Source organism: Aeromonas sp. CD (assembly GCF_033349375.1).
GTDB lineage: Bacteria > Pseudomonadota > Gammaproteobacteria > Enterobacterales > Aeromonadaceae > Aeromonas > Aeromonas hydrophila.
In genome coordinates this window covers 3205594-3217643 of record NZ_CP137631.1, presented here as the reverse complement: position 1 = coordinate 3217643, position 12050 = coordinate 3205594, and the positions used below count along the sequence as shown (strand labels likewise).

The following is a 12050-nucleotide window of genomic DNA, read 5'->3' as shown; positions in this document are numbered from 1 at the left end:
CGGCTGGCCGGGCATAACCAGCGTGGGCCCAGGGTGCGGTTTTTCGCGCCGGCCAAGGAGTAGCCGCTTTCGTTAGCAATGGTCGCAGCCTGGATCCTTTATGAGGATCCACACCGCCCGGCATCGTCCGGGCGGTTCTCTATCCGCCTTCGCGATGATACACTTGCCCGCAAATGTCACAGTCAAAGCCCAACGAGTGAAGCAACCGGCCCAACTGTCTTTAGCCGTACAACTACCGGATGATGAAACCTTCGTCAGTTTTTATCCCGGCAACAATGCTCATCTGATCACCGCCCTCAAAAATGCGGCCATTGGTCAGGGCTCACCTTTCCTCTATTTCTGGGGGGCCAAGGGATCGGGCCGCTCCCATCTGCTGCACGCCACCTGCGCCGAGGTCAATGCCCGCGACGCCGCAGCCGCTTATCTCTCCCTCGATCAGTTCGAACAGCTGGATCCCAGCATGCTCGACGCCCTCGAAAGCCTGCCGCTGGTCTGTCTCGACAGCCTGGAGGCGATCGCCGGCAATGCGCTGTGGGAGCGGGCCCTGTTCGATTTTTACAACCGCTGGCAGGAGAAGGGCGAGGGTACTTTGGTGGTGACCGGGTGCAGCGCGCCGCGCAAACTGGGGCTGCAGCTGCCGGATCTTGCCTCCCGCCTCGACTGGGGAGTGAGTTTCCACCTCGACGAGCTGGACGACGAAGGCAAGCTCAGTGCCCTGCAGCTGCGTGCCGAGCTGCGGGGCTTCAAACTGCCCATCGACGTGGGTCGCTTCCTGCTCAACCGCCTCTCGCGCGACATGCGCACCCTGCTCACCACTCTCAATCAGCTCGACAACGCCTCTTTCCGTGCCAAGCGCAAGCTGACCATCCCCTTTGTCAAAGAGATCCTCGAGCTCTGAGAACCTGGCCACGTTCTTACTGCGAGGCCGTGAGCAAGGCTCATGTGCTGCTCGGAATCCTTATGTATCCATATACACTCCGGTTCCTGCGCTGCTCTTCACCTTGCTGACGACCTCTCGTCACAGACCGTGAACAGATTCTATCGCTTTGTTCCTTCTCCCTTCGGGAGAAGGGCCTTTCAAAAAAGAAACCCCGGCCAGTGGCCGGGGTTTTGCTATCTCAAGGGCTCTCTCAAAGAGTTCCGTCTATCAGTGGAACTGATCTTCTTCGGTCGAGCCGGTCAGCGCGGTCACCGAGGATTGGCCACCCTGAATGACGGTGGTCACCTTGTCGAAGTAACCGGTACCCACTTCCTGCTGGTGTGCCACGAAGGTGTAACCCCGCTCGGCAGCGGCGAACTCCGGCTGCTGTACCATCTCGACATAGTGCTTCATCCCTTCGCCACGGGCGTACTGGTAGGCCAGTTCGTACATGTGGAACCACATGTTGTGGATGCCCGCCAGGGTGATGAACTGGTACTTGTAGCCCATGTCGGAGAGCTCCTGCTGGAAGCGGGCGATGGTGGCATCGTCCAGGTTCTTCTTCCAGTTGAAGCTCGGCGAGCAGTTGTAGGCCAGGATCTTGTCCGGGTACTGGGCCTTGATGGCCTCGGCAAACTTGCGCGCCTCGTCCAGATCCGGCTTGGCGGTTTCGCACCACACCATGTCGGCGTAAGGGGCATAGGCCAGACCGCGGGAGATGGCCTGTTCGATACCGGCCTGTACCTTGTAGAAGCCTTCTGAGGTACGCTCACCGGTCAGGAAGCCGGCATCGTACGGATCGGCATCCGTGGTCAGCAGGTCGGCGGCGTTGGCGTCGGTACGGGCGATCACCAGGGTGGTGGTGCCGCAGACATCGGCTGCCAGACGGGCCGCGATGAGCTTCTGCACCGCTTCCTGGCTCGGTACCAGCACCTTGCCGCCCATGTGGCCGCATTTTTTCACTGAAGCGAGCTGATCTTCGAAGTGCACGCCGGCGGCGCCCGCTTCAATCATCCCCTTCATCAATTCGAAGGCGTTCAGCACGCCGCCGAAACCGGCTTCGGCATCCGCTACTATGGGCAGGAAGTAGTCGATGAAGCCCTTGTCCTGCGGGCCCACCTTGTTGGCCCACTGGATCTGGTCGGCACGGGCGAAGGAGTTGTTGATGCGCTCCACCACCGACGGCACCGAGTTGGCCGGGTAGAGGGACTGATCCGGGTACATGGTGGAGGAGAGGTTGTTGTCCGCCGCCACCTGCCAGCCGGAGAGGTAAATTGCCTCGATGCCCGCCTTGGCCTGTTGCACTGCCTGACCGCCGGTCAGGGCGCCGAGGCAGTTTACATAGCCTTTCTTGGCGCCGCCGTGGATCAGTTCCCACAGCTTGTCGGCACCGCGCTGGGCCAGGGTGTGCACCGGTTGCAGGCTGCCACGCAGGTTTACCACGTCTTCGGCGCTGTAGCCGCGCTTGATCCCTTTCCAGCGGGGGTTTTCCGCCCAGTCTTTCTCGATAGCCTGGATCTGTTGCTCACGGGTCAGTGCCATATCAGTTCCCTCTTTCATTGATTTCACGTTTCCATTGACTTGTTATTGGCGAGCCCCGCTGGGGAGGCCCGTAGTTCAGAGCCGCTCGTAACCGGGCAGCGTCAGAAAATCGATCAGAGTATCGGCGCAGGTGATCTGTTCCATCAGTTCGCTCGCCTCGGCGAAGCGACCTGCCTGCCAACGCTCAGCCCCCACTTCGGCTTTGACCACCTCCTGCTCCTCGGCCAGCATCTGGCGGAACAGATCCTTGGTCACCACCTTGCCGTTCGACAGGCTCTTTCCGTGGCGGATCCACTGCCAGATGGAGGTGCGGGAGATCTCGGCGGTGGCGGCGTCTTCCATCAGCCCGTAGATGGGCACACAGCCGTTGCCGTTGATCCAGGCTTCCAGGTATTGCAGCGCCACCCGGATGTTGGTGCGCATGCCTGCCTCGGTGCGCTCACCCTCGCAGGGGGCCAGCAGTTCGGCGGCCGTGATGGGGGCATCCTGCTCGCGCAGCACGCCTATCTGGTTGCTGGCGCCAGCCGGGATGGCGGCGTTGAACACCGCCATGGCGGTATCGGCGAGGCCGGGGTGGGCTACCCAGGTACCGTCGTGGCCGTTGTTGGCTTCACGCTCTTTATCAGCCTTCACCTTGGCAAAAACCTGTTCATTCACGGCAGGATCTTTCGCCGGGATAAAGGCCGCCATACCACCCATGGCCAGCGCGCCGCGCTTGTGGCAGGTCTTGATCAGCAGCCGCGAATAGGCGGACAGGAACGGTTTGTCCATGGTCACGACCTGGCGGTCCGGCAGGACGCGATCGGGGTGGTTCTTCAAGGTCTTGATGTAGCTGAAGATGTAATCCCAGCGGCCGCAGTTGAGGGCAACGATGTGATCCTTCATCTGATAGAGCAGCTCGTCCATCTCGAACACCGCTGGCAGGGTTTCGATCAGCACGGTGGCCTTGATGGTGCCGCGGGGCAGGCCGAATTTGTCCTCGGTCCAGGCGAACACTTCGCTCCACCAGCGCCCTTCCAGATGGCTCTGCAGCTTGGGGACGTAGAAGTAGGGGCCAGAGCCCTTGGCCAGCAGCGCCTGATAGTTGTGCAGGAAGTAGAGAGCGAAGTCGAACAGGCCGCCGGGAATGGGAGCGCCATCGAAGGTGACATGTTTTTCCGGCAGATGCAGACCGCGCACCCGGCAGATGAGTACGGCCGGATCGGCGTTCAGGGTATAAGCCTTCCCTTCCGGGCTGGTGTAGGAGACGGTGCCGTTGACCGCATCGCGCAGGTTGATCTGACCCTCGATCACCTTGTTCCAGGCCGGTGCCAGCGAATCCTCGAAGTCCGCCATGAATACCTTGACGTTGGCGTTGAGGGCGTTGATCACCATCTTGCGCTCGACCGGGCCGGTGATCTCCACCCGCCTGTCTTGCAGGTCGGCGGGAATGCCGCGCACCGTCCAGTCTCCGGCGCGGATGTGGGCGGTTTCAGGCAGAAAATCGGGCAGCTCGCCGCCGTCAATGCGGGCCTGGCGCGCCACACGTTGTTTCAACAATTCGTCCCGTTGGGGAGCAAAGCGTTCCACCAGTTCGGATACCAGGGCCACCGCATCCGGCGTCAGAATTTGCGCGTAATCGGGATGCGTCTCGCCCTGGATGCGCAGACGAGCGCTGCAGTGGGTCTGGGCCGGTGCCGACATAGGGTTCACTCCTTTGAGAATTACATTTTGAACTAATTAACTACGACTAAAGTCGATCCCTGTTTTTTCAAACTTCCCGTAACAACGGGGTAACACGATTCATAAGGTGCGAAATATTGCTCTATTCGTCAACATGTTTTTTAAAACGCACGTTTTGGTCATGATGTTAAGTTGATGTTTATAAATAACTTATTAGATTAGCGTAAAAACTCTATGCAGATGGTTATGCTCTTGTTTTTCATCCCCTGCCGGTGGCGGATGGTGAGGGGGAGCATGGACGTAGCTGTGTAAGTTATTACGTAATAAAATTACAAATGCAAAAACAAATCCCGACCTAACTCCAAGCTTCTAAAAAACACATGTATGAAATGAAAGATGTAAACCCAGCAGGTATGTAACTCCTGCTGACGTTAAAGAGAGAACATTTGTTTAAAACAATGATGATCAAAAGGGGTCGAATGGGATCTGGTCGGCAGAAGAGGAGAAAGTGAGGCGCAATAACGTAGGTTTGTATCACTTGGGTGGATGAGGTGCCTGGGGGCGGGGAGGGGATGTGGTAGTGGATATGACTACTGTCGTTTAGTTATTTAGCATTTTATTGTTATTTGTGTCAGCGGGCCATCCTGGCCCTCAAAGGAGGTAAAACGGGGCGCCATTTCCAGTGCCGCTGCCATTTTATCCCGGTAGTTCAAGAGCGGCATGTCTGCGCCGTCGGCTCAGTAATCATCGTCCGGGGCCGCCAGATCGACGACATCGAGCCGCACGACCGGGCCGTGTTCGGTGGCATACTGATTGGTTGCGGACTCGGTATCCGGTTGGGGCTGGGGGGCGTACTCGGGCTGTATGTCAACTGCTTTGGTCATGGGTGCTTGCCTCATTGATTGCAAGCCGGTCGGTGACTCCATCACCCGCGCTCCCACCTCCCTGTTTGAACTGCCGGCGGAAAAGTTGCGTATCCTAGCGGGACTCTTGAAAGGTTTCAAGCGGTTCTGAATGAAATTTGTACCACAACTGTGTGGTGACTCTGCGACAGGTTCACCCAGGAAGAGCATTCAGACGGTCTGCTGATGCGCTGCGACAGTTGCGGCAGGAATATTAAAGCAGGCAAAAAAATAGCCCAGTCGCGAGACTGGGCTATTTTCGGGGAAATTGGTCGGTGTGAGAGGATTCGAACCTCCGACCCTCTACACCCCATGCAGATGCGCTACCTGGCTGCGCTACACACCGACGAGGTCAGTTCGAGCTGACGGAGGGAAGTCTAATGATCTGAGCAAATGGGTGCAACTCCTTTTTTATCAGGGAGATGCTGACTGCTTCTTTATTGTGCAGGCAAGATGCGACTTGGGGCTGTGGCGCAGATTTGGCATAATCGCCGCCCCGTATTGCTGGGGATCTCGCCATCATGCTGCTTGGCGGCGTTACCCGGTTGCGGGCAATGGTCGGCCGGCAATCAAGCTGCAAGTGCATCGCCGGCAACCCGTCACAGAGAGGAACCAGGGTGTGAAACCATCAGACATCACAGAGTCAGTGAGCCAGCGCGAGCAGGATGAACGCTGGATGCGCCATGCCATGGCGTTGGCCGAAAGGGCGGAGGGGATCGGCGAGATCCCGGTCGGGGCCGTGCTGGTGCTGGGTGACGAGATCGTGGGGGAGGGGTGGAACCGCTCCATCAGCGAGCACGATGCCTGTGCCCATGCCGAAGTAATGGCGATCCGGGCCGCCGGCGTTCGGCTGCAAAACTACCGTCTGCTCGATACCACCCTCTATGTCACTCTGGAGCCTTGCTGCATGTGCGCCGGTGCCCTCATCCACAGCCGGGTCAAGCGGGTGGTCTATGGTGCCCGTGATCTCAAGACCGGCGCGGCGGGCTCGGTGTTCGAGATCTTGCAGGACCCGCGCCACAACCACGGGGTCGAACTGACTGGCGGTGTGCTGGCCGATGCCTGCTCGGCCCAGTTGTCGGATTTCTTTCGGCGGCGGCGCGCCGAGAAAAAGGCCGCCAGATTGGCACTGCAACAAAGCGGCGGCTCCGCCGACTGAGAACGGCGAAGTCGGCGAGGTCGCCTTCGCGCTTTATATTTTCCTTTATCTTTTTGTAAAACAGATGGTTGGCAATACTATCCGCCAGCGGATCCTGGTCTGAATTCCCCTTCAAAATAACCTCTTCCCAGAGGGCCTTGATGTAACAAAACTGTCATGCAACCGCCATATAATGCCGCCAAGCCTAGCTCACATTGAGGTTTTGCATGTCATCGGAATCGATAAACTTAGGTATGGCGGGCAGCAGAAAGCGCCGTATCAAGGATAAGTTGGCCAAGTACGGGGTCACCACGGGTGGTGCTCTGGTATTGGTTGCTCTGTTGCTCATTTTCTTCTACCTGCTCTATGTGGTGAAACCCATCTTCAATGGCGCCACGATGGAGCCGACCGCGTCATTTACCTTGCCCGTGGCGGGCAAGACCGCCTGGCTCGGGGTGGAAGAGCAGAACGAGATTGGCTATCGCTTCAGCGACAAAGGCCAGGTCAACTTCTTCGCCGTCCAAGGGGATGGCAAGGTCAAGGTGGGCCAGGTGCTGGGTCAGGCGCAGGTGAAGGGTGACATCACCGCCGTCGCCCCTCCTGCGCCAGGCCAGAAGCTCATCGCCTATGGTTTTGCCGATGGCAAGGCCCAGGTGGTGCAGCCTTATTTCAAGGTCTCCTATCCCAACGACGTGCGGGTTATCGAGCCCAGCCTGCAGTCCCCCTTCGGCGAAGAGCCGGTCGTGGTGGACCCCCAGGGCAAGGCGCTGACGCTGATGGTGTTTGAGGCCACCAAGGACAAGATGGCCACCGCGGCCGTGACCGCCGATGGTCGTGGCGTGATGGCGGTGATGAGCGGCGAGGAGAACTTCCTCTCCGGTGACATCGAGTGGAGCGCCCAGAACTACAGCATCCCGTCCCTGCCGCGCCATGTGGATCAGATGCTGCTGACCCCCAACCTGCGCATTCTGTTCGTGCGCGAAGGCAACCGCCTCTCCGTTTACGACATTCACAACCTCAATGACATCTCTTTGCGCGATGTCATGGAGATCAACGCCCCCAACGCCAACGTGACCCGGGTCGAGCTGCTCTCCGGCGCCTCCTCCCTGCTGGTGGGCAACGACAACGGCGTCATCTCCCAGTGGTTCGAAGTGGCTCGGGATGGCAAGCGCCAGTTCACCCAGATCCGTGACTTCAAGGGCGATGGTGCCGTGGCGCAGCTGACCCCGGAGCACTTTCGCAAGGGCTTCATCAGTGCCGACAAAGAGGGCACCGTCAGCTTCTTCCACGCCACCGGCGAGACCAAGCTGCTGAGCGAGAAGGTGGAGGGCGGCGCCCTGTCGGCCCTGGCCATCTCCCCCCGTCACAACGTGCTGCTGATGCAGCAGGGGGATGCTTTCAAGCTGTTCGCGGTGGAGAACGAGCACCCCGAGGTGACCTGGTCGGCCCTCTGGCAACAGGTGTGGTATGAAGGCTATCCCGAGCCCCAGTACGTGTGGCAGTCCACCTCCGCCAGCAACGACTTCGAAGCCAAGCTGAGCCTGGTACCGCTGGTGTTCGGTACCTTGAAAGCCTCCTTCTATGCCATGGTGTTTGCGGTGCCGCTCGGCGTCGCCGGTGCCATCTACACCGCCTACTTCATGTCGGCGGGGCTGCGCAAATACGTCAAGCCGACGGTGGAGATCATGGCGGCCCTGCCGACCGTTATCCTCGGCTTCCTGGCCGGTCTGTGGCTCGCACCCATCATCGAGGGGGCGCTGCCCGGGGTAGTACTGCTGTTGATCCTGCTGCCGATGGGGATGCTGCTGACCGCCTTGATCTGGAACTACCTGCCGGAGCGCGGCAAATCCTGGCTGCCGGAAGGGTGGCACGCCATCTTGCTGATCCCGGTGCTGCTGCTGATTGGCTGGGGCGCCTTCGCTGTGAGCCCGCTCATCGAGAACGCCTTCATGCACGGTGATTCGCGCATCTGGCTGACCCACGAGATGGGCATCAAGTTCGACCAGCGCAACTCGCTGGTGGTGGGCATCGCCATGGGCTTCGCGGTCATTCCGACCATCTTCTCCATCGCCGAAGACGCGGTCTTCTCGGTGCCCAAGCACCTCACCCAGGGCTCGCTGGCGTTGGGGGCGACCCCCTGGCAGACCCTGAGCCGGGTGGTGATCCTCACCGCGAGCCCGGGCATCTTCTCGGCGGTGATGATGGGCCTTGGCCGCGCCGTGGGCGAGACCATGATAGTGCTGATGGCCACCGGCAACACGCCCATCATGGACTTCTCCATGTTCCAGGGGCTGCGCACCCTGGCCGCCAACATCGCGGTGGAGATGCCGGAATCGGAAGTGGGCAGCTCGCACTATCGGGTGCTGTTCCTCGCTGCCTTCGTGCTGTTCGTGTTCACCTTCTTGTTCAATACCCTGGCCGAGTTCATCCGTCAGCGGTTGCGTGAAAAATACAGCTCTCTGTGATGGGCTGCTCTGAAAGGACCGAGGAATCGACAATGGGTAAGTGGTTTAAATCGGGGGCCCCCTGGATCTGGATGACCGGCGGCGCCGTCAGCCTGAGTCTGGTAGCGGTACTGGGTCTGCTGCTGCTGATCGGCTGGCGTGGGCTGGTCTACTTCTGGCCCCATCCCATCTATGAGTGGCAACTGGAAGACGCCCAGGGCAACAAGAGCGTGCTGATCGGCGAAATCAACGACCGTGAGCTGGTGCCGGTAGAGCGGCTGCGGGCCGCCGGCCTGCCGCTGGAGGGGGAAGAGCGCGAGCTGCTGACCCGCTATCTGGTCAAGACCGGCAACCGTGAGTTCGTCGACCTGGACTTCCGTTGGGTACTGGAGACCGACATCAAGTCCCAGAGCCTGCCGACCGAGCTGGCCATGGTGGAGCGTGCGACCAACGGCAACTTCTACGGCTACATCGTCGGGGTGAAAGAGGATGGCAAGGCGCTGACCGAGAACCTGCATCCTGCCCTGCAGCGGGTGCTGGCGCGGGCCAACGGTCTCTCCGAGCAGGCCGACGATCTGCAAAAAGGCGACATCGGCAGCATCAACTATCAGCTGGAGCGGCTGCGCCTCAAAGAGCGCAAGGCCGAGCTGGACGACAAGCTGACCGATCAGCTTAAAGCCGAGCTGGCGAGTGAGCGTCAGGCCCTCAACGACCGTTATCAGGTACTGGAAAAAGAGCTGTTCTCCCTGCGTGCCCAGGCGGACAGAGACAGCATCACGGTCAAGGACATGCGCGGCGAGCTGGTGACCATGCCCATGTCCAAGGTGCTGGACGTGGTGTGGCCCAACGACATGAGTCTGCCGGCCAAGGTGGGCTACTGGTTCCACCAGATCGGCAAGTTTGTCTCCGACGATCCGCGCGAGGCCAACACCGAGGGCGGGGTGTTCCCGGCCATCTTCGGCACCGTGTTCATGGTGTTCCTGATGGCGATCATCGTGACCCCGCTCGGCGTGGTGGCGGCGGTCTACCTGCACGAATACGCGGGCAAGAACAGCCTGACCAAGATCATCCGCATCGCGGTGATCAACCTGGCGGGCGTGCCCTCCATCGTGTACGGCGTGTTCGGTCTGGGCTTCTTCGTCTACACCCTCGGTGGTTCGCTGGACCAGCTGTTCTATCCGGAAGCGCTGCCGAGCCCGACCTTTGGCTCCCCCGGTGTCATCTGGTCGGCGCTGACCCTGGCCATCCTGACCCTGCCGGTGGTGATCGTCTCCACCGAAGAGGGGCTGGCCCGGATCCCGAGCACCATTCGCCAGGGCTCGCTGGCACTGGGAGCCACCCAGGCCGAGACCCTGTGGCGCATCGTGCTGCCGATGGCGAGCCCGGCCATCATGACCGGCCTCATCCTGGCCATCGCCCGCGCGGCCGGTGAAGTGGCGCCGCTGATGCTGGTGGGGGTGGTGAAGCTTGCTCCCACGTTGCCGATGGACGGCAACTTCCCGTACCTGCACGTGGAGCGCAAGTTCATGCACCTGGGCTTCCACATCTATGACGTCGGCTTCCAGAGCCCCAACGTCGAGGCGGCGCGTCCGCTGGTCTACGCCACCTCCTTCCTGCTGGTGACGGTGATCGTCGGCCTTAACCTGACGGCCATCGGGATCCGCAACCACTTGCGCGAGAAATTCCGGTCGCTGGAACATTGATAGACCAGCCACCACAGAGACGGGCAGGGAACGGGGTTCCCTGCCAGCCAAGCGTTCCGGCCGCGGGCCCTGAAAGTGCCCGCCGCCACCGACAGATTTTGAGGTAACAGATGATCAACGTAACGACCGCATCCAGCCAGCACACCGCGACCGACCTGCTCAACCTGAGCCCGGAGCAGACCGCGCTGGAAGTGAAGGATCTCAACCTGTACTACGGCAACAAGCAGGCGCTGTTCAACGTCAACATGAAGATCCCAAAGGGCCAGGTCACCGCCTTCATCGGCCCCTCCGGCTGCGGCAAGTCTACTCTGCTGCGCTGCATCAACCGGATGAATGACCTGGTGGAGATCTGCCGCATCGAGGGCGAAATCCAGCTGCACGGCCACAACATCTACGACAAGAGCGTCGATGTCTCCGCCCTGCGTCGTCAGGTGGGCATGGTGTTCCAGCGCCCCAACCCCTTCCCCAAGTCCATCTACGAGAACGTGGTCTATGGCCTGCGTCTGCAGGGAATCAACGACCGCCGTACCTTGGACGAGGCGGCAGAGCGTTCCCTGCGCGGCGCAGCCCTGTGGGACGAGGTGAAGGATCGGCTGCACGACAACGCCTTCGGCCTCTCCGGCGGTCAGCAGCAGCGACTGGTGATTGCCCGTGCCATCGCTATCGAGCCGGAAGTGCTGCTGCTCGATGAACCGACCTCGGCGCTCGACCCCATCTCCACCCTCACCATCGAGGAGCTGATCAACGAGCTCAAGAGCCAGTTCACCGTGGTGATCGTGACCCACAACATGCAGCAGGCGGCGCGGGTGTCGGATCAGACCGCCTTCATGTACATGGGCGAGCTCATCGAGTACTCGGACACCAACACCATCTTCACCACCCCGGCCAAGAAGAAGACCGAAGACTACATCACCGGTCGTTACGGCTAAGGAATGCTGGCGATGGAGATGAGCAAGATGAGCATCAACAAACAGATTACCGGTCAGTTCAACGACTAAGGCATACTCGGAGCATCAAGGATTATTTGTATGGACAATATGAACCTCAACAAACACATCTCCGGTCAGTTCAATGCCGAGCTCGAGAGCGTGCGCAACCAGGTGCTGGTGATGGGCGGGCTGGTGGAGCAGCAGCTGACCGACGCCATCGCGGCGATCCACGATCAGGATCTGGACGCGGCGCGCAAGATCGTCGCCAACGACCACAAGGTCAACGCCATGGAAGTGGCGATCGACGAGGAGTGCACCCGCATCATCGCCAAGCGCCAGCCCACCGCCTCCGACCTGCGACTGGTGATGGCCATCATCAAGACCATCACCGATCTCGAGCGCATCGGCGATGTGGCGGACAAGATCGCCCGCATGCTGACCGACAACGCCAACAAGCCGCAGCCGCCGCTGGTGTCGCTGGAGAACATGGGGCGTCGCACCATCAAGATGCTGCACGATGTGCTGGACGCCTTCGCCCGCATGGATCTGGACGCGGCGCTGGCGGTCTACAAGGAAGATGACAAGGTGGATCGGGAGTACGAGTCCATCATTCGCGAGCTGATGACCTACATGATGGAAGATCCGCGCACCATACCGCAGGTGCTCAACGTGCTGTGGGCGGCGCGGGCCATCGAGCGGGTGGGGGATCGCTGCCAGCATATCTGTGAGTACATCGTCTACTACGTCAAGGGCAAGGACGTGCGCCACACCAAGGCGGACGATCTGGGCACCCTGCTGGGGAAAGGGTGAG

At 60.3% G+C, this 12050-nt stretch carries 9 protein-coding genes and 1 tRNA gene; 6 read left to right on the top strand and 4 right to left on the bottom strand.

Annotated features, from left to right (window positions below; all coding sequences use genetic code 11):
- Positions 1 to 196: 196 nt before the first annotated feature.
- On the top strand, positions 197 to 898 hold the full coding sequence (hda, locus tag R2E40_RS14940) for a DnaA inactivator Hda (RefSeq protein ID WP_016351307.1): 702 nt from the start codon (positions 197 to 199) through the stop codon (positions 896 to 898).
- Positions 899 to 1147: 249 nt separating this feature from the next.
- On the opposite strand, the gene aceA is transcribed toward hda, so the two are convergent.
- From aceA to R2E40_RS14920, 4 genes are all read right to left on the bottom strand, one after another.
- Complete coding sequence (gene aceA / locus R2E40_RS14935; protein WP_011706620.1) at positions 1148 to 2461, bottom strand: isocitrate lyase; 1314 nt, start codon at positions 2459 to 2461, stop codon at positions 1148 to 1150.
- 75 nt (positions 2462 to 2536) lie between these two features.
- Positions 2537 to 4144 carry a malate synthase A gene (gene aceB / locus R2E40_RS14930; RefSeq protein ID WP_011706619.1) on the bottom strand — a complete coding sequence of 536 codons (1608 nt, stop codon included), beginning with the start codon at positions 4142 to 4144 and terminating at the stop codon, positions 2537 to 2539.
- Positions 4145 to 4860: 716 nt separating this feature from the next.
- On the bottom strand, positions 4861 to 5007 hold the full coding sequence (locus tag R2E40_RS14925; protein ID WP_244089978.1) for a hypothetical protein: 147 nt from the start codon (positions 5005 to 5007) through the stop codon (positions 4861 to 4863).
- A gap of 287 nt (positions 5008 to 5294) precedes the next feature.
- A tRNA-Pro gene (locus R2E40_RS14920) sits at positions 5295 to 5371 on the bottom strand.
- 273 nt (positions 5372 to 5644) lie between these two features.
- Between R2E40_RS14920 and tadA the strand changes: the two genes are divergently transcribed.
- The 5 genes from tadA to phoU all read left to right on the top strand — a co-directional run bounded on the left by tadA (position 5645) and on the right by phoU (position 12049).
- Entirely contained in the window at positions 5645 to 6184 is a 540-nt protein-coding gene (tadA, locus tag R2E40_RS14915) for a tRNA adenosine(34) deaminase TadA (RefSeq protein ID WP_073350864.1), read from the top strand.
- 206 nt (positions 6185 to 6390) lie between these two features.
- Positions 6391 to 8628: an ABC transporter permease subunit gene (locus tag R2E40_RS14910; RefSeq protein ID WP_011706617.1), complete on the top strand. Its 2238-nt coding sequence runs from the start codon at positions 6391 to 6393 to the stop codon at positions 8626 to 8628.
- A gap of 32 nt (positions 8629 to 8660) precedes the next feature.
- A complete protein-coding gene (gene pstA / locus R2E40_RS14905) occupies positions 8661 to 10310 on the top strand; it encodes a phosphate ABC transporter permease PstA (protein ID WP_011706616.1) in 1650 nt (549 codons plus the stop codon).
- A gap of 110 nt (positions 10311 to 10420) precedes the next feature.
- On the top strand, positions 10421 to 11239 hold the full coding sequence (pstB, locus tag R2E40_RS14900; RefSeq protein ID WP_011706615.1) for a phosphate ABC transporter ATP-binding protein PstB: 819 nt from the start codon (positions 10421 to 10423) through the stop codon (positions 11237 to 11239).
- Between the two features lie 99 nt (positions 11240 to 11338).
- Entirely contained in the window at positions 11339 to 12049 is a 711-nt protein-coding gene (phoU, locus tag R2E40_RS14895) for a phosphate signaling complex protein PhoU (RefSeq protein WP_005334097.1), read from the top strand.
- Position 12050 lies beyond the last annotated feature (1 nt).